General features: G+C 72.1%; 15 protein-coding genes and 1 tRNA gene. 7 read left to right on the top strand and 9 right to left on the bottom strand.

What is annotated here, in order from left to right; translation table 11 throughout:
• Window positions 1-26 precede the first annotated feature (26 nt).
• From ACFHWU_RS09215 to argS, 3 genes are all read right to left on the bottom strand, one after another.
• Complete coding sequence (locus ACFHWU_RS09215) at window positions 27-1,331, bottom strand: homoserine dehydrogenase (RefSeq protein WP_416590357.1); 1,305 nt, start codon at window positions 1,329-1,331, stop codon at window positions 27-29.
• A gap of 63 nt (window positions 1,332-1,394) precedes the next feature.
• Window positions 1,395-2,780: a diaminopimelate decarboxylase gene (lysA, locus tag ACFHWU_RS09210; protein ID WP_416590300.1), complete on the bottom strand. Its 1,386-nt coding sequence runs from the start codon at window positions 2,778-2,780 to the stop codon at window positions 1,395-1,397.
• 53 nt (window positions 2,781-2,833) lie between these two features.
• Window positions 2,834-4,498, bottom strand: a complete 1,665-nt coding sequence (argS, locus tag ACFHWU_RS09205; RefSeq protein ID WP_416590299.1) for an arginine--tRNA ligase — start codon at window positions 4,496-4,498, stop codon at window positions 2,834-2,836.
• 105 nt (window positions 4,499-4,603) lie between these two features.
• Here argS and ACFHWU_RS09200 point away from each other — a divergent pair, with 105 nt between their 5' ends.
• The 4 genes from ACFHWU_RS09200 (at window position 4,604) to ACFHWU_RS09185 (ending at window position 7,239) form a co-directional block, all read left to right on the top strand.
• Window positions 4,604-5,488, top strand: a complete 885-nt coding sequence (locus ACFHWU_RS09200) for a DUF3105 domain-containing protein (protein WP_416556967.1) — start codon at window positions 4,604-4,606, stop codon at window positions 5,486-5,488.
• 47 nt (window positions 5,489-5,535) lie between these two features.
• Window positions 5,536-6,231, top strand: a complete 696-nt coding sequence (locus ACFHWU_RS09195; protein WP_416590356.1) for a DUF305 domain-containing protein — start codon at window positions 5,536-5,538, stop codon at window positions 6,229-6,231.
• 127 nt (window positions 6,232-6,358) lie between these two features.
• Window positions 6,359-7,054 (top strand): winged helix-turn-helix domain-containing protein, encoded by a 696-nt coding sequence (locus ACFHWU_RS09190; RefSeq protein WP_416556965.1) that lies wholly within the window; start codon window positions 6,359-6,361, stop codon window positions 7,052-7,054.
• Window positions 7,055-7,167: 113 nt separating this feature from the next.
• Window positions 7,168-7,239: transfer RNA gene (locus ACFHWU_RS09185), tRNA-Arg, on the top strand.
• Between the two features lie 24 nt (window positions 7,240-7,263).
• Here the strand turns inward: ACFHWU_RS09185 and ACFHWU_RS09180 are convergent.
• The 3 genes from ACFHWU_RS09180 to ACFHWU_RS09170 form a co-directional block, all read right to left on the bottom strand.
• Window positions 7,264-7,527 (bottom strand): Txe/YoeB family addiction module toxin, encoded by a 264-nt coding sequence (locus tag ACFHWU_RS09180; RefSeq protein WP_416590298.1) that lies wholly within the window; start codon window positions 7,525-7,527, stop codon window positions 7,264-7,266.
• Window positions 7,524-7,799: a type II toxin-antitoxin system Phd/YefM family antitoxin gene (locus tag ACFHWU_RS09175; RefSeq protein ID WP_416556963.1), complete on the bottom strand. Its 276-nt coding sequence runs from the start codon at window positions 7,797-7,799 to the stop codon at window positions 7,524-7,526. The genes ACFHWU_RS09180 and ACFHWU_RS09175 overlap by 4 nt, the downstream gene beginning before the upstream one ends.
• 233 nt (window positions 7,800-8,032) lie before the next feature.
• Window positions 8,033-9,526, bottom strand: a complete 1,494-nt coding sequence (locus ACFHWU_RS09170; protein WP_416590297.1) for a fibronectin type III domain-containing protein — start codon at window positions 9,524-9,526, stop codon at window positions 8,033-8,035.
• A gap of 289 nt (window positions 9,527-9,815) precedes the next feature.
• On the opposite strand from ACFHWU_RS09170, the gene ACFHWU_RS09165 reads away from it, so the two are divergent.
• Window positions 9,816-10,859 (top strand): hypothetical protein, encoded by a 1,044-nt coding sequence (locus ACFHWU_RS09165; protein ID WP_416556961.1) that lies wholly within the window; start codon window positions 9,816-9,818, stop codon window positions 10,857-10,859.
• Between the two features lie 77 nt (window positions 10,860-10,936).
• Here ACFHWU_RS09165 and ACFHWU_RS09160 read toward each other — a convergent pair whose 3' ends face one another.
• From ACFHWU_RS09160 to ACFHWU_RS09150, 3 genes are read right to left on the bottom strand one after another with little or no spacing between them, the layout of a single operon-like run.
• On the bottom strand, window positions 10,937-11,401 hold the full coding sequence (locus ACFHWU_RS09160) for a hypothetical protein (protein WP_416556960.1): 465 nt from the start codon (window positions 11,399-11,401) through the stop codon (window positions 10,937-10,939).
• Window positions 11,376-12,047 carry an RNA polymerase sigma factor gene (locus ACFHWU_RS09155; protein ID WP_416556959.1) on the bottom strand — a complete coding sequence of 224 codons (672 nt, stop codon included), beginning with the start codon at window positions 12,045-12,047 and terminating at the stop codon, window positions 11,376-11,378. Before ACFHWU_RS09155 ends, ACFHWU_RS09160 begins: the two co-directional genes overlap by 26 nt.
• Window positions 12,044-13,363, bottom strand: a complete 1,320-nt coding sequence (locus ACFHWU_RS09150) for a S8 family peptidase (protein WP_416590296.1) — start codon at window positions 13,361-13,363, stop codon at window positions 12,044-12,046. Before ACFHWU_RS09150 ends, ACFHWU_RS09155 begins: the two co-directional genes overlap by 4 nt.
• A gap of 190 nt (window positions 13,364-13,553) precedes the next feature.
• Here ACFHWU_RS09150 and ACFHWU_RS09145 point away from each other — a divergent pair, with 190 nt between their 5' ends.
• Both ACFHWU_RS09145 and ACFHWU_RS09140 read left to right on the top strand, forming a co-directional pair.
• Entirely contained in the window at window positions 13,554-16,265 is a 2,712-nt protein-coding gene (locus ACFHWU_RS09145) for a CHAT domain-containing protein (RefSeq protein WP_416590295.1), read from the top strand.
• 269 nt (window positions 16,266-16,534) lie between these two features.
• Window positions 16,535-18,022 (top strand): FGGY family carbohydrate kinase, encoded by a 1,488-nt coding sequence (locus tag ACFHWU_RS09140; RefSeq protein WP_416556956.1) that lies wholly within the window; start codon window positions 16,535-16,537, stop codon window positions 18,020-18,022.
• Window positions 18,023-18,055 lie beyond the last annotated feature (33 nt).

Below are 18,055 nucleotides of genomic sequence, written 5' to 3'. Positions count from 1 at the left end.
TCGCGCCGGCACAGCGTACCGGGCGGCTACTGGCCGCCCTCGACCCGCAGCACGCTGGCGATGGAACGGACGACGTCCAGGCCGCGCAGCTCCTCGACGGTGGCCGCGAGGGCGGCGTCCGGCGCCCGGTGGGTGACGATCACCAGGCTGGCGTCGGCGTCCCGGCCGGACTGGCGCACGGTGGCAATCGACACGTCGTGCCGGGCGAACACCCCGGCGACGGCGGCCAGCACCCCGGCCCGGTCGGCCACGTCGAGGCTGATGTGGTAGCGGGTGACCGCCTCCCCCATCGGCCGGATCGGCAGGTCGGCGTAGGCGGACTCGCTGGCCGTGTGCACCCCGGCGAGCCGGTTGCGGGCCACCGCGACGATGTCGCCGAGCACCGCGCTGGCGGTCGGCGCCCCACCGGCGCCCCGGCCGTAGAACATCAACTGCCCGGCCGCGACCGCCTCGACGAAGACCGCGTTGAACGCGTCGCCGACGCTGGCCAGCGGATGGCTGCGCGGGATCATCGCCGGGTGGACCCGGACGCTGACCGACTCGGCGCCGTCGGCACCCGGGCCCCGCTCGGCGATGCAGAGCAACTTGATGGTGCAGCCCATCGCCTTGGCGCTGGCCATGTCGGCGGCGCTGACCTCGGTGATCCCCTCGCGGTGCACGTCGTCGGCGCCGACCCGGGTGTGGAAGGCCAGCGAGGCCAGGATGGCTGCCTTGGCGGCGGCGTCGAACCCCTCCACGTCGGCGGTCGGGTCGGCCTCGGCGTACCCGAGGGCGGTCGCCTCCTCCAACGCCTCGGTGAGCCCGGCCCCGGTGGCGTCCATCGCGGAGAGGATGAAGTTGGTGGTGCCGTTGACGATGCCGGTGACCCGGGTGATCGAGTCGCCGTGCAGCGAATCACGCAGCGGACGCAGCAGCGGGATGGCGCCGGCCACCGACGCCTCGTAGAACAGGTCGGCACCGCCCTCGGCGGCGGCGTCGTGCAGGGTGCCGCCGTCCTCGGCGAGCAGCGCCTTGTTGGCGGTGACCGCGCTCTTGCCGCTGCGCAGCGCCTCCACCAGCCAGGTCCGGGCCGGTTCGATGCCGCCGACCACCTCGACCACCACGTCGACGTCGTCCCGTTTGACCAGGCCCAACGCGTCGGTGGTGAACAGCGCCGGGTCGACCGGCAGGTCACCACGGGCCCGGTTGGGCCGGCGGACCGCGACCCCGGCGATCTCGATCGGCGCCCCGACCCGGGCAGCGAGGTCGGCGGCCTGCTCGTGCAGCAGCCGCACCACCTCGGAGCCCACCGTGCCGCAGCCCAGCAACGCCAGCCGTACCGGCTTACCCATGCTCACCCCATACCTCGCGACCGCGCGCCGCGCGCTATCCACGTCGTCCCGCCGCCTGCGGCGCTATCCCACGTCCAGTGCCAGCAGATCGGCCTCGGTCTCCCGACGGACGATCACCCGGGCCGCTCCGTCGCGGACCGCGATAACCGGCGGCCGGGGCACATGGTTGTAGTTGCTCGCCATGCTCCGGCAGTACGCCCCCGTGCCCGGCACCGCGAGAAGATCTCCCGGCTGCACGTCGGCGGGCAGGAATTCATCCTTCACCACGATGTCCCCGGACTCACAATGCTTTCCCACGACCCGGGCGAGGATCGGCGCCGCGGTCGACGCCCGGGAGGCGACCGTCGCCGAGTAGGAGGCGTCGTAGAGGGCGGTACGGATGTTGTCGCTCATCCCACCGTCGACGCTGACGTAGCTCCGGATGCCGTCGACGTCCTTGACGGTGCCGACCTGGTAGAGGGTGAACACCGCCGGGCCGATGATCGCCCGGCCCGGCTCGACCGACAGGTGCGGCACGGCGAGCCGCAACGCCTCACACTCACCGTCGACGATCTTTTTCATCCGCTTGGCCAGGTCGTGGGCCGGCGCCGGGTCGTCCTGGGTGGTGTAGGCGATGCCGAACCCGCCGCCGAGATCCAGCTCGGGCAGCTCGACGCCGCGCGCGTCGCGGATCTGCGCCTGCAGCGCCAGTACCCGCCGGGCGGACACCTCGAAGCCGCCGGCGTCGAAGATCTGCGAACCGATGTGCGAGTGCAGCCCACACAGCTCCAGCACCCCCTCGTCGAGAATCCGGGCGGCTGCCTCGAACGCCGCCCCGCCGGCCAGGGAGAAGCCGAACTTCTGGTCCTCGTGGGCGGTGGCGATGAACTCGTGGGTGTGCGCCTCGACCCCGACGGTGACCCGGACCAGCACCTTCGGCCGGACGCCCCGGTCCCGGGCCAGGGTGGTCAGCCGGTCGATCTCGTCGAACGAGTCGACGATGATCCGGCCCACCCCGGCGTCGAGGGCCCGGGTCAGCTCGGCGATGCTCTTGTTGTTGCCGTGCAGGCCGATCCGCTCCGGCGGCATCCCGGCCGACAGCGCGACGGCCAGCTCACCGCCGGTGCAGACGTCCAGGTGCAGGCCTTCCTCGGCGACGATACGCACCACCGCCCGGCACAGGAACGCCTTGCCGGCGTAGTAGACGTCCTGGCCGGCGAAGGCGGCCCGGAAGTCGCGGCAGCGGGCCCGCAGGTCGTCCTCGTCGAGCAGGTACGCCGGGGTGCCGTACTCGGCGGCCAGGTCCCGCACGTCCCGGCCGCCGACGGTGATCGACCCGGTGTCCGTCCGGGTCACCGTCCGCGGCCACAGCTGTGGCAGCAGAGTGTTGACGTCGTCGGGGGTACGCAGCCAGCCCGGCCCCCGGCTGCCGAGGTCACCGTGCAGGGCCCCGGCCTCGTGTGCGCGCACGGCTCTACCGTCCTTCGTCGTTCATGGATCTGAGTCTGGGTCTGTCGGCCGGGTCACATCCGCTCGGGCGCCGAGACGCCGAGCAGGTCCAGGCCGTTGGCGATCACCGTACGGGTGGCGTCGTTGAGCCACAGCCGGGCCCGGTGCCGGTCGGTGATCTCCTCGTCGCCGAGCGGCATGATCCGGCACTTGTCGTAGAACCGGTGGTACGCCCCGGCCAGCTCCTCGAGGTAGCGGGCGATCCGGTGCGGTTCGCGCAGGTCGGCGGCGGAGGCGACCACTCCCGGAAACTCGCCGAGCGCCTTGAGCAGCTCATTCTCCTTCTCATGGTCGAGCAGCTCGGGCCGGAAGTCGTCCGGTGCGCCCCGCTGCAGCCCCACCTCGGCGGCGTTGCGGGCCACGCTGGCCGTCCGGGCGGCCACGTACTGCACGTAGAAGACCGGGTTGTCGTTCTTGGCCCGGGTCCACCGCTCCACGTCGATGTCGATCGGCGAGTCGGACGAGTAGCGGGCCAGCGCGTACCGGGCGGCGTCGACGCCGATCGCCTCGACCAGGTCCTCCAGGGTGACCACGGTGCCGGCCCGCTTGGACATCCGCACCGGCGTCCCCTCACGCACCAGGTTCACCAGCTGCCCGATCAGGATCTCCAGAGTCTGATCCGGGTCGTCGCCGAAGCAGGCCGCCATCGCCCGCAGCCGGCCGATGTAGCCGTGGTGGTCGGCGCCGAGCATCATCACGATCCGGTCGAAGCCGCGCTCACGCTTGTCCAGGTAGTAGGCGCAGTCGGCGGCGAAGTAGGTCCACTCGCCGCTGGATTTGCGCAGCACCCGGTCCTTGTCGTCGCCGAAGTCGGTGGTCCGCAGCCAGGTCGCGCCGTCGCGCTCGACGACGCGACCCTGCTCCCGCAGTCGGGTGAGCGCGTGGTCCAGCTCGCCACGGGCGTGCAGGTCCTTCTCATGGAAGTAGGTGTCGAAGTGCGTGCCGAAGGCGGCCAACGACGATTTGATCTCGTCGAGCATCAACGCGACGCCCTCGACGCGGAACAGCTCCCGGGCGGCGTCGTCGTCGAGGTCGCGTACCTGCGGATGCTTGCCGACGATGGTCCCGGCGATGTCGGCGATGTACGCCCCGGCGTAGCCGTCGGCCGGGGTCGGCTCGCCACGCATCGCGGCCAGCAGTGAGTTGGCGAACCGGTCGATCTGAGCGCCAGCGTCGTTGACGTAGTACTCCGTGCCGACGTCGGCCCCGGTGGCCTGCAGGATGCGGGCCAACGAGTCGCCGACGGCGGCCCAGCGACTGCCGCCGATGTGCACCGGCCCGGTCGGGTTGGCCGAGACGAACTCCAGATTGAGCCGGCGGCCGGCCAGACGCGTGCTGTGGCCGTACTCCCGGCCGGCCAGGACCACGGTGCGGGCCAGCGCCCCGGCGGCGGCCGAGTCGAGTCGGATGTTCAGGAAGCCCGGCCCGGCGATCTCCACCGAGGCGATCCCGTCGGCCTCGCTGAGCGCGGCGGCCAGCGCGGCGGCCAGCTCACGTGGGGCGGTGCCGACTCGCTTCGCCAATTGCAACGCCAGGTTCGAGGCGTAGTCGCCGTGGTCGGGGTTGCGTGGGCGCTCGACGGTGACCACGTCGGGGAGTAAAGATAGATCGAGGTCACGGTCGACGAAGACCGACCGGGCCGTGGCGCGGACGAGCTCAGCGAGATTGGCGGGAGTCACCAAAGCATGTTACCGGGGGTAGACTCGTGGCCTTGGCGGCGACCCTCACCTGCTGTGTCCCCGCTGAATGCCCCTTGACCGACCGACCTGACGAGGCACCACACCATGAGCATAAGCACCCAGGGTGGCGACAACCGCAACCCCTCCGTGGTCAGCACCGGCAAGCCGGCGGCCGGCGGCAAGCCCCGGACCGACGATAAGGCCGCGGGCAAGCCGGCGAAGGGCAAACCGGCGAGCGGCCGGGGCGGTGGTGCCACGGCCGCCCGGACCGGCGGCGGCAAGACCAGCGGCAAGGCCGGCAAGGGCGGCCGCAAGCCGGTCAAACCGGTCAAGGTCACCCAGGAGCGCAACTGGGGTCCGATCGCGCTGATGGTCGGCGTCGGGGTGCTGGCCACCGCGATCATCGGGTACGGGGCCTACGCGGTCTCCCAGGAGGCCCGGTCGTGGCAGGACCGCGCCTCGGACATCACCGAACTGGTCAACTACCGGGAGTCCAACCCTCCGGCGCTGGACCCGATGGCCGGCAAGCAGTCACACGAGTGGGGCCCGCTGGAGTACGAAATCCAGCCGCCGGTCGGCAGCAGCCACAACCCGAACTGGCAGAACTGCATGGGCGACGTCTACGACGCGCCCATCGCCAACGAGCATGCCGTGCACAGCCTCGAGCACGGCGCGGTCTGGCTCACCTACCAGGAGGGTCTGCCCGCCGACCAGGTCGAGACGCTGGCCGGCAAGATTCGGGGCAACGAGTACACAATGATGAGCCCGTTCGAGGGCCTGGAGTCGGCGGTCTCGCTGCAGGCGTGGGGTTACCAGCTCGCTGTCGACGACGTCAACGACCCGCGGATCGACGAGTTTATTCGGGCGCTGCGCCAGAACGCCACCGTCGAGCCGGGCGCCACCTGCTCCCGTGGGATCACCGCCACCGGCACCACCCCGCGCGATATCGGCACCCAGGAACAGCAGATGGACGGCGGCGCTGGGTCATGACCACCAGGACGAAGACGGACGCGATGGCCGACGCCGCGCGGGAGCCCGTGGACGGGCCGGCGACGCAGGACCGGCCGGCCGACCCGGCCGGCGGGGATCCGACCGATCCGCCGCCCGGTGGCGATGCGGCCGCAACCAGCCGTCGTGGCCGGTTCGGCACCGCGTGGCTGGCTGCGGCCGTCGTGGTCGGTCTCCTGCTCGGGTACGCCGCCGGCCTGCTCACCCCCGGTCTGCTGCGTCCCGGCGACACCTCGCCGGAGGCCGGGTTCGCCCGGGACATGTCGACCCACCACGCGCAGGCCGTGGAGATGTCGATGATCGTGCTGGAGCGCAGCGAGAACCCGGCGGTGCGAACCCTCGCCAGCGACATCGCGCTGACCCAGCAGAGCCAGATCGGCATGATGCAGACCTGGCTACGTGAGTGGGGCCTGGAGCCGACCGGCACCCAGCCCCGGATGGACTGGATGGAGACCACCGGCGAGTGGGCGGTGGTCGACGGTCTCATGCCGGGGATGGCCACCGATGCGCAGCGCGCCGAGCTGAGGGCGGCGACCGGCGCCGAGGTGGACCGGCTGTATCTGTCGCTGATGCTCACCCACCACCTGGGCGGCATCCACATGGCCGACGGGGTGCTCGAGCTCTCCGACGACGAGGACGTGCGCTGGCTGGCCGAGTCGATGGCAAGCGGCCAGCAGAAGGAGATCGAGCTGATCCGTACCCTGCAGTCCGCGGTCGGCGGCTGACGCCGCCCACTCATGCCCGTTCTGTGCGTCTATACCGTGACTTCGCGCACTTTGCCGGACTCTACCGTCTCAGACGTTTTCTAGGCACATATCGCTACCGTCCTGATACAGCCTCGTTGGTCCTGACGTGGGGGCACTTCTTAGCGATACTCGGAGATCGATCACGAGCTGGTGCCGACGGCATACGCTCGGCGGTGACGGCGCGGTGGCGGCCCGCCGTCGCGGATCACCCACCGGTGACGCTGGCGGGCTGACACCGGAGCAGGAACTCGAGCTGATCGACCTGTTGCGGGGCCGATGGCCGGAGGACCACGCGCTGGACGACGAGCTGTGGAGCCGGCGTACCGTCGCGACGCTGATCGAGCGGCGGTTCGGGCTGACGCTGAGCCCGACCGACGTCGGCCACTACCTGGACGCCTGGGGGCTGGCACCCCGGCGGCCGGAGGAACGCGCCTGCGGGCTCTGCGTCGATGCGGTCAACGAGTGGGTCGAGCGGGTCTACCCGACGGTGCTGCACGCGGCCCGGGAGCACCGGACGGACCTGTGGTGGCTCGGGCGGACCCGGCTGCACGGCACCACCCCGGCCGCCGACGTGCTGTCGGCCGCCTCGGTACGCGGCCAGGTCCGGTTCATGATCCTGACCCCGTCGATAGATCCGCCGCTGCCGCGCGAGTTCCTGCTGCGGCTGTGCGGACCGGACCGGCGCGGGGCGCATCTCGTGGTGGACGGCTCCTGGGCCAGCTCCGAACTGCCCCGCCGGTTGCCCCGGAGCATCGTCACGCACCTGCTGCCCAGCTGCGCCCGCCCGGCCCGGTCGGCCTGAGCAACTCCGGCGTCCCGGCCGGCGACCGGACCACCGCGCCGGCCGGGACCGGACACGGCGGATACCGATTCGGCGACCCGGTGCTGGGTTTGCTAATCTTCCTGGGTCGCTGAGCCCCCGTAGCTCAGGGGATAGAGCACCGCCCTCCGGAGGCGGGAGCGCAGGTTCGAATCCTGCCGGGGGCACTTCACAGGACTGCGCCGCGCCGGTCAGTCGCTGTAGTGGTACCGGGCCTTGATGATCTTCACTTCCTTCTCGTCGGCCCGGTACACCAGGCGTTGTTCGTCATCGATCCGCCGCGACCAGTAGCCGGACAGGTCGCCTCTCAGGGGCTCCGGCTTGCCGACACCGGTAAACGGGTCACGCTGGATCTCGCCGATCAGACGGGTGATCCGGCGCGCCTTCTTCCGATCCGAGGCGAGCCAGAAGAATAGGTCCTCCCATGCGTCGGGGTCGAAGTTGACCCCCCTCACTCCTCGCCCCCGGCCAACTCCCGAAGCTCGTCCATGGTCTTGGCAATCGAGGGGCCGCCCGCTCGGTCCCGGGCGACGGCTTCCATGAGCCGCCTCGCATTCCCGGGAGACCGAAGCAGGTACACGGTCTCTTGCCAGGCGTCGTAGTCCTCCGCCGACATGAGCACCACGTCCCCGCTGCGCGAGCTGATGCGTATCGGGTCGTGGTCGTCGTTGACCCGCTCGATAAGGGGGAACAGGCGCTGCCGTGCTTCGCTTGCGCTGATGGACATGGTTGCGCTCCTTCCAGCCGGTACAGGAATACGGTACCACTGTCGTACTGGAATCTTGTACGACTCCTGCTGCTGAGTGGCAGCGTACGCAGATGCCGAGCTTGGCCGCAGCAGGTGGGAACGACCCAGTACCAGCGCGTCACACGACTTCACCCGACTCGTCTGGGCCCTGTCGGACCCGCCCGCCACGTGCCCGACCTCGGCCGGAGCCCGCTTGGGCGGCGTCGCCTGCGCTACGGCGGCGGATAGAACATGCCCTGCGCGGTCACCGACGGACTGGCCGCCGACTCGTTGCCGGCGGCGTCGACGGCGACCACCGTGAACGTGTGCCAGGTCGCCCCGCCCACCGCCAGCGTCAGCTGGGTCCCGTCGGTCTCGCCGACGACGGTCGCGCCCTCGTACACCCGGTAGCTGACGGCAGGCTCGCCCCCGGTGGAGGCGGACCACACCAGGGTGAGCCGAGCGTCGGTGGGCCAGGCGCCGGGGGCGTTGCCGGCCACCTCGAGCGACGCCGGCGCCGCCGGCCGGGCGGCGGGACCGGGCGCGGTGGTGACCCGCACCTGGGCGGAGCGCGGGGTCTCGCCACAGGACCGGGGAAGGGTCGCGCTGACCCGGTAGACATGCCGGGACGCCGACGGCAGCCCGGAGACCACCGTCTCCGGGTAGCGGGAGGTGGCGACCGCCGTGTCACCATCCCAGACGGTGTACGAGGTGGCGACGGCGTCGAAGGTCCAGCCCAGCCGCACCGACGACGGGGAGAGCGCGGTCGCCGCCAGCCCGACCGGCCGGGGCGGACTGCTCAGGCAGGTCTCGGTCCCAGCCGACACCGCTGGGCTGTGCGCCGACTCGTTGCCGGCGGGATCGAGCGCGGCGACGGTGAAGCGGTGCCAGGTGGCGTGGAAGAGCCGCTGGACGGTGACGGTGGTGCCGACGCTGGAGGCGACCCGGGTGCCGCCCTCGTAGACCGCGTACCGGTCCGGCGGCGCTCCGGCCGGCGCGGTCCAGGCCAGGCTGATCGTGGTGTCGGTGCGCCCGGTGACTGTCAGGCCGGCAGGCGGGGCGTGCCGCGCGGGATCGCCGGCGGCGGTCGTGGCGCTGGTCGAGCCGACCAGTTCGGTGGATCCGGGGCTGCACTGGTCGAGCCGGAAGAGCCGGATCTGGTGATCGGTGGCGGGCGCCAGACCGCCGACCCGGGCGCTGGTCAGCGACGTCCAGCCCAAGCTGACGCCGTTCACCCGCAGGTCCAGCTCGCCGCCGAGCGGGTGCCGGGGCCAGGAGAGCGAGACCGCCGACGCGGTGGCGGCGGTGACGGTGATCGGCAGGGTCGGGGTCGGCAGGCACTCCGGGTTGACCCCGGAGAGCCAGGAGCGGCCGGTTACCGGGTCGGTCGGCGCCGACTCCCGCCCGTGCCGGTCGACGGCGGTGACGGTGTACGTGTGCGACGAGCCGAAGGGCACGTTCATCGTCGTCGAGGTGGTGCTGGTGCGGGCGACCACGTCTCCGCCCTCGTACACCCGGAAGGAGTGGACCCGTGGCCCGGTGGGCGGTTGCTGCCAGGTCAGGTTGATCGCGACGCCGTTGGTGCTGGCCCACAGCGCGGTCGGGGTCGTCGGGCCGGCCGGTCCGTCGTACCGCGCGACGGCGGGGGATGCGCCGAGCGCGATGGCGGCGATGAGCGCGGCGCTGGTCAGCGCGGCGGCGCCGCGCCAGTGGGACGGGGTGGGCATAACTTCCCTCCATTGACACCGATCGTCATCGACTTCGATCGATAACACCTAGGGAACCCGTGCGTCGGCACCATGTCAAGCGCGGGCCACACTGGCGGAGATCACCGCGGCTCGCACCCGTCACGGAACGACCGCCCTGCCCGAGTTTCCGACTGATTTCCACCATCTGACAACGAACCGAGCCCGGCCAAAGTATTTTTCAGCGTCGATCCCTCTCGGTAGAAGTGTCCACCCCGCGACCGTCGGCACCACGGCGGTCGCCACACTCCTACCCCTTCGGGAGGAAACCTTGTCCACGCGCCTGAGGCAACGCGTACGCAGATCCACACTCGCACTGATCGGCACGGCGACGCTGGCGCTGCTGCTCCCGGTCACCTCGGCCACGGCGGCGGCACTCGACCGCTCGACCGACCGCGGTGCCGCCGCCGCACCCGTCGACGTCTACATGAAGGACCATCCGGCGGACGTCGGCATCCAACCGCACGGGCTGAGCCCGATCTGGGCGAGCCCTGACATCAAGGTATGCCCCACCGCCGTCGAGTGCGCGACCAGCCAGAACCCGATCGTCGGGCAGACCAACTACATCTTCATCAAGCTGCGCAACCCCGGCCCGTACGGTTCCGGTGGCATGGAGCAGGGTGAGATCCACGTCTACCGGACCACGCCGGGCGGCGGCGCGACCTGGCCCACCCACTGGACCGAGATCGGCTGGATGACGGTGCCGGTCTACGCCGGAGTCACCACCGTTACCATCCCCTGGAACGGTGTCCCCGGCCCGGGGCACTTCTGCCTGCTCGCCCGCTGGGTCTCCCCCAACGACCCGATGACCTTCGAGGGTCCGAGCAACAGTGTGAACACCCGGCAGAACAACAACATCGCCTGGCGCAACGTCGACTCGGTGGCGCTGTCGACCAACGGGCAGACCGAGGTCCGGCCGTTCGCGATCGGCAACGTCCTGCGGCAGCCGACCCGCAACAGCGTGGTCTTCAGCGAGGACGGCGCGCCGCTGCGTACCGCCGGTGGACGGCTCGTGGTGGATCTCGGGCCGACGTTGTTCGCCCGCTGGGTCGAGGGCGGCATGGCCGGCAAGGGCATCCGGGAAGCGGGCCGCAACCGGGTGGAGATCGTCGACCCGGGCCAGGCCAGTCTGGACAACCTGATGCTACGCGGCAACGAACGGCTGACCATGCGGCTGATGTTCACCGCCACCAACCCGGTCGAGAAGCCGATCGCCGTGATGGTGACGCAGTTCGGCCCCGATGCGGACGGTTCCGACCGGGCCGACCTGGGCGGTGTGCGCTACGACGTAACCGTCAACAAGCAGGACCGTTAGCCACCTCGGAGGGCAGGGACGGAGGTGGCGTCCGGGACCCGTGACCTCCGTCCCGACGAGGTTCCGGATCTGCTGGCTCAGCGCAGGCTGACCCAGCAGGTCCGGACCTTGTACGTCGCGGTGCTGGCCCGCAGCTGCACCGGGCCGGTCGGCGGTACACCCATCGAGAAGAATCCGGCCTCGTCCACCGGCACGTCCTCGTACTGCCCGGCGGCGGACCGGGCGCTGAGCCGGCCCGGCGCGGCCGGGGAGAGCTGCCCGACCGCCCCGCTCGCGGTGACCTCGACGGCGAGGACCACCGGACCGGACCGAAAGGTCAGGGTCCGGTCGGTACCGCCGGACCGGGTCGACCCGACCGGCTCCAGGTCACAAGCCGAGTCGAAGGTCAGCTCGGCGACCGCCAGCTCGGCGTCGACGGTCCGCCAGCTGAACGCGGCCAGTGCCGCGGCCAGGAAGTGCTCCGGCACCGGTCCGGAGTCGCGCAGGGCGGCACCCAGCTCGATCAGCAGCTCGTCGTCACTGTTTGGTGGCCACTGCCGCATCACGTTCACCTCCGTTCCCCTGCTGCTCCCCGGGCGGGCCGATCCTGACGTACGGGGCGAGGGCTGGGCAGTTGCGCAGCTTCGCCAGGCATCGGGCCTGGGTCGGGCCGACACTTCCAGTGGGCATGCCGAGTTGCTCGCCGATCTCACGGTAGCTGGCCGGCGGGTCGGCGACGAGTAGCGTGAGCAGTTCCCGGCAGCGCGGCGGCAACTCGGCGAGCGCGTCACGCAGCGCCTGGCGCCGCTCGTCCCGGAGCAGATCCTCGTCGGGAGTCGTCCGGTCGACCAGCCGGAAGACGCCGACATGCGCGTCGGTCGACTCGTCGTACGGGTCGAACGGCTGCGTACGCCGACCGAGCCGCAGCATTCGGTGACACTCCCGTCGGGTGGTGGTCACCAGCCACGCGGGCAGAGCGTGTGCCTCGCGCAGCCGGCCGAGGTGCTCGACCAGCCGCAGCCAGACGGTCTGGTTGACGTCGGCGGCGTCGGCGTGGCCGAGCCCGTAGCTGCGGATCACCGCCGCCACCAGCGGGCCGTACCGGTGGACCAGCGCGGCCCAGGCGGTCTCGTCGCCGGCGGCGGCAGCGGAAACCAGGTCGGGGACGGTAGCCGGCGCCGGGTCGGGGATGGCGTCGGGGCTGCTCATTCAACCAGCACGCCGTAGTCGGGGTGCCAGGCCGGACCGGCGGTCAGCACCGCCGCGGCGGCCGCCGCGTCCAGCCCGGTGCCGGTCATCAGGGCGGCGAGCCGACCGGAGACGTGGCCGGTGGCGAAGGAGGTGCCGGCCCAGGCGGCGAAGCCGTCGAAGTGCAGCACCGGCTGGCCGGGCAGTACCATCTCCCCGTCGACGTACGTGCTGGTGCGGTCGCCGTACGTGCTGGCGTCCACCCAGGAGCCGTGGCTGCTGTAGTCGGCCGGCACCGGGACGCCGTCGGTCGCGTCGAGGGCGGCGACGGCCAGCACACCGGGCAGCGCCGCCGGCCAGGACGGGCGGCTGGTGCCGGCGTTGCCGGCGGCGGCGACCACCGCCGTCGTCTTGGGCAGCGCGGCGACGGCGTTGGCCAGCGGCAACGGCTGCTGGTCGTGCTGCGTGAAGTAGCCGAGGGAGAGGTTGATGACCGACACCTGCGGACCGAGCCGGCCGATCGCGGCGATCAGGCTCTCCTCGTCGCCGATGCCGTTGGCGTCCAGTGCCGACTCCGGGTCGACCCGTACGCCGGGGGCGGCCTGCCGTACGACACCGGCGACGAAGGTGCCGTGCCCGCCCTGCAGGGCCAGTTGGGTGCCGCCGAGGTACAGCGGGTCCTCGTCGTCGGTCTCCGGCAGGTAGCTGCCGCCGAGCCAGTCCGGGTGCACGTCGCCGGCCAGCCGCCAGATGCCGGTGTCGCAGACGCCGACCGTCACGTCAGCCCCTTCACCGAGCCGGGCCGGGTCCGGCGGTGGCAGCGCGGCCGCGGCCCGTGGTGGCCCGTTGGGGTTGCCCATGATGTTGCCGAATCCGAGCAGGACGTGGTGCGGCTGCACCTGCGGGGCCCGCCCGCCGGGCCACTGGCGCGGGTCGCGGAGCTGGTCGACCACGGCCGGGACGTCGGTTTCCCGGCCGAAGCGCAGTCGGCCGACATGAGCGAAGCCCTCGTCCTCGGTGACCTGGTGGCCGTTGGCGCGCAGCCGGGCCGTCACCCGTTCCATGTCGGCCGGGGCGACCAGGAGTTGCCGGGGACGGTAGAGGAACTCCGCGCCGGCTGCCGCGGTGTGCCGCCGTACCGCCGGGTGGGCGGCCAGGGTCTCCAGGAACGCCCGTTGGTAGCTCTGGTCGAGGGACGGGTCGACGGGTCCGGGCACGCCGGTCCGGCCGGTCAGGCGTGACCAGTTGGTCGTCGGGCCGAGGGGCAGCAGCGCGGCGGCCAGCGCGGACCACCCCATCAGCCGCCGACGGGAGACCTGCCCGGGAAGACCCGGCATGGGGTGACGGTGGTCGGACGACACCTGACCCTCCAAGCGGGTGGGAGACGGGGCCGGCACCACGAGGGCGACCACAAAAGGTTACGGGACCGACACGACTGTTTCAAAGGATAGTTAGGTGTCAATTAAATGACTGGCGGCCGGGCGCCGGCGTTGACCTAGGGCGCACAGGTGGGGAATTCTCTCTCTCGTGACCGAACGCACCGATTCCGGTGTCGACCTGGCACAGCGGGCCCTGGACACCGTCCAGCGCTACCCACACGAGGCCATCTCGATCGCCCACCGGGTGCTCGCCGATGCACCTGACGCCCGCACCCGGTCCACTGCGGAACGTGCAATCGGACTGGCGTTGCGCGAGCTCAACGACCTGACCGGCGCGGCACGCCATCTGCGCCGGGCGGTACGGGCTGGGGACGATGCCCGGCTGCGGGCGCTGGCCCGGATGAGCCTCGGCTACGTCCTGGCCAGTGCCGGTCGGACCACCGCCGCGCTGCGGGTCGTCACCCTGGCCCTACCGCAGCTGACCGGCGCCGACGCCGGCCGAGCCCGGATGCAGCGCGGCGTGGTGCTGCACTACCGGGGCCGGTTCGACGAAGCGGTCCGCGACTACGACCATGCGGTGGAGATCGCCCGCCGCGAGGGCGACCTGCTGTTGGAGGCGCGCGCCCGCAACAACCGAGGGCTACTCAACGCCCACCTCAACGCCGGCGCCGGAGACCCCGATGCCGATGACGGAGACCCCGACGGTCCGTCCGATGGCCGCCGTACGGCTCGCGGTGGCCGGGGCCCCGACGACGACCTGAGCCGCGCTGCGGCCATCTTCAGTCAACTCGGGCTGGACCTGGCCGCCGCCGACGCCCGGTGGAACAGCGGCATCGCCGCCGGACAACGCGGCGACGTGGCCGGCGCGCTGCACTGCTTCGCCGAGGTCGACACCGAGTACCGCCGGCTCGCGGTGCCCCGCCCCGCGCTGCTGCTGGACCGCTTCGAGCTGCTGCTGTCCGTTCCCTTGATCGACGAGGCGGTCGCGGTGGCCGAGACCGCCGTGACCGAGCTGCGCCGGCTCGGGATGGCCTCCGACCTGGCCGAGGCGCTGCTCGCCCAGGCGCGTGCCGCGCTGCTCGCCGGCGACCTGGCCACCGCAGCCGACACCGCCGGTGCGGCGCGCAGCCGGTTCCGACGGCAAGGCCGGCGGGCCTGGGCCACCCTCGCCCGGCACGTCGAGCTGCGGGCCGGGTACGCCCGGGGTACCCGGTCCCCCGCACTGCTCGCCGCGATGATCCGTACCGCCGACCAGCTCGACGCCACCGGCTGGCCCGGACCTGCGCTGACCACCAGGATCGAGGCCGCCCGGCTGGCCACTGCGCTGGGCCGGCACAGCCGGGCGGTCGAACTGCTGGAGGTCGCCGCGGACGCCCGGCGGCGGGGTACCGCGCCCCGCCGGGCCCAGGGGTGGTACGCCCTGGCGTTACGCCACCGGCTGGCTGGCGACGAGTCCGGGGCGGCCCGTGCGCTGCGCCACGGTCTGGCGGTACTCGACGGGCACCGCGCCTCGCTCGGCGCGACCGAACTGCGGGCCAACAGCGGGACGTACGGCAAGGAACTGGCCGCCGAAGGCCTGGACATCGCCGTCCGGCGGGGCGCACCGGCGCAAGTGCTGACCTGGGCGGAGCGGTGGCGGGCCAATGCGCTACGGATGCGACGGGTCTCACCGCCACCGGACCCGGACCTGGCCACCGCGCTGACCGAGCTGCGGATGGTCAGTGCCGCACTTGAGGACGCGTTGTTGGCCGGTAACCCGGTCCAGACGCTACGCGGCAGTCAGGCCCGGCTGGAGCAGCGAATCCGGGAGCTGGCCCGAGGGGTCAACGGTGGCGGCGAACTGCACGCGCCGCCCGGGGTCACCGACCTCGCCGCGGCGCTCGGTGCCGCCGTACTGCTGGAACTGGTGACGCACGGCGGGCGGCTGCTCGCGGTGCTGGTCCGCGACGGCCGGCCGACGCTGCACGACCTCGGACCGCTGGCCGACGCGGTACGGGCGGCCCGGCTGCACCGGTTCGGGTTGCGCCGGCTGGTCACCACCGGCGACAGCGCCGACGCCCGGACCGGGGTACGGCACACCGCCGGCGCGTTGGACCGGCAACTCTTCGATCCGGTACGCGAGCTGATCGCCGACCGTCCGCTGGTGATCGTGCCGATCGGCGAGCTGCACGCCGTACCGTGGTCGGGTCTGCCGACCTGTGCGGGCCGGGCGGTGACGGTGGCGCCATCGGCGACGGCGTGGCTGCGGGCCGCCGGCCGGCGGTCCGGCGGGGTGGACCCGCAGCCGGCCGGCGGGCCGGCGGTACTGGTGGCCGGGCCGCGACTGCCGGCTGCCGAGACCGAGGTGCGGCAGCTCGGTGCGGTGCTGCCCGGCTCCCGCGTGCTCACCAGGGCCGCCGCCACCGCCGACGCGGTAACCGCGGCGCTCAACGGCACTAGGCTGGCGCACATCGCCGCGCACGGGCGGTTCCGGGCGGACAACCCGCTGTTCTCCACGCTGGAGCTGGCCGACGGACCGTTGACCGCGTACGAACTGGAGCGAATTACTAGTCCGCCCGGTTGCGTGGTGTTGTCGGCCTGTGATTCCGGGCTGGCCGGGGTCCGCCCCGGCGACGAGGTGATGGGCTTCACCGCGGTGCTGCTGGCGCTGGGCGCCCGCTGTCTGATCGCGACGGTGCTGCCGGTGCCGGGCGAGCTGACCACCGCGCTGATGCTGGAGTTGCACCGCGAGATGCTGGCCGGGCATGCGCCAGCGGTGGCGCTGGCCCGGGCACAGCGGGCGTTCGCCGCGGACCCGGACGGTGCGGTCGGGGCCCGGCACGCGACGGCCGCCGCGTTCGTCTGCTTCGGCGCCGGTTGAGCCGAGGTGCCGTCGGCCGCTCCGCCGTTGGCGTTGCCGAGGGGTCGCCCAGTTCGCCTGCCACCGTAGCGGACCTCCGGTTAGCTGACGAGCGACGCCGCTGGCCGACCCCGCCGGTCTCACCCAGCCTGCCACTGACCGGTGAACGCCGCCAGCGGACACAGATCGTGCAGTAACGGGTACGCAGCCGGCTCTTGACACGTGGTGGTCACAGGGCCGTAACCTGATGACACTTGATTCAATAGTGAATAGATATCCAGAAGGTGACGATGGACACGATCCTGTCGGTGGACCAGGGCACCACCAACACGAAGGCGTTGCTCGTCGACGGTTCCGGGACGGTGCTCAGCCGCGCGTCGGCCTCGGCAGGCGTCACCTTCCCTCGCCCAGGCTGGGTCGAACAGGACGCGGAGGAGCTGTGGCGCAGTGTCCTGATCGCGGTACGGGACTGCCTCGACGCCGCAGGTGGCCCGACCCCGACCGCAGTCGCCGTGTCCAACCAGCGGGAGTCCGTCGTCGGGTGGGACCGCCGCACCGGCCGGCCAATCGGCCCAGTGCTCAGCTGGCAGGACGCCCGAGCGGACGACAAGTGCCGGCAGCTGACCGCCGCCGGGCTGGCCGAAACCGTACGCCAGCGGACCGGACTGCCGTTGGACCCGATGTTCTCCGCGCCCAAGATGGCCTGGCTGCTGGCGGCGGCAGGCCTGACCGAACCCGGTGCGGCAGAACGGGCCGGGATCGTCGTGGGCACGGTCGACGCCTGGCTCGTCTGGAACCTCACCGGTGGGGCAGTGTTCGCCTGCGAGGCCGGCAACGCCTCCCGAACGCTGCTGTACGACCTCACAACGCTGGACTGGGACACGGACCTACTGACCGCGTTCGGCGTACCCCGCGCGGTTCTGCCCCCCGTACGCGCCTCCGACGCGGGCTTCGGGGTCACCGCCGACCTCGGCGTACTGCCGGCGAAGCTGCCGGTCGCCGCAGTGCTTGCGGACTCGCACGCCGCGCTGTACCAGCACGGCTGTCACCTGCCCGGTACAGCGAAGGCCACCTACGGCACCGGGACCTCCGTGATGGCGGCGGTCGCGCACCCCGACGTCCCGTCCGCCGGGGTGGCCACAACGCTGGCCTGGCTGACGGACAAGCCGACCTATGCCCGAGAGGGCAACATCATCGCGTCCGGCGCCGCGCTCGCCTGGATGGCCCGTACTCTCGGCCTGCCCGACGTAGGGCAGCTGGAGAAGGTCGCCGACGCGGTCGACGACGCCGACGGCGTGCACTTCGTACCGGCGTTCTCGGGTCTCGGCGCCCCGTACTGGGACCGGTCCGCGACCGGCATCCTCACCGGTATCACCGGCGGCACCGATCGGGCCCACTTGGCGATGGCTGCCCTGGAGAGCGTCGCCCACCAGGTCACCGACGTGCTCGAGGCGATCGAGGTCAACTCGACCGCGATCGACATGCTGCACACCGACGGTGCCGCCACCGCCAGCGGCCGGCTCATGCGGTTGCAGGCCGATCTGCTGGGCCGGTCGGTTCGGGTGGCCGACGCGGTGGACACGTCCGCGCTGGGCGCCGCGACGCTCGCCCGGCAGTCGCTCGGCCTGGCCGACGCCGACGCGGCGGTGTCTGCAGGCATGCTCGTCGAGCCCACCATGGCGGCCGAGGCCCGGGGTCGGCGCCGCACCGAGTGGGCCGCAGCCGTTGCGCGGTCCAGGGTCGGCCGGGTGTCTGACCTTCCGGACATCGGCGACTGACCGACCCGCACGAGCCGCGACCCGTCCGCGACA

Source organism: Micromonospora sp. LOL_015 (assembly GCF_048060275.1).
GTDB lineage: Bacteria > Actinomycetota > Actinomycetes > Mycobacteriales > Micromonosporaceae > Micromonospora_E.
The sequence above is the reverse complement of the archived record's forward strand: the minus strand, read 5'-3'. Positions and strand labels throughout refer to the sequence as shown.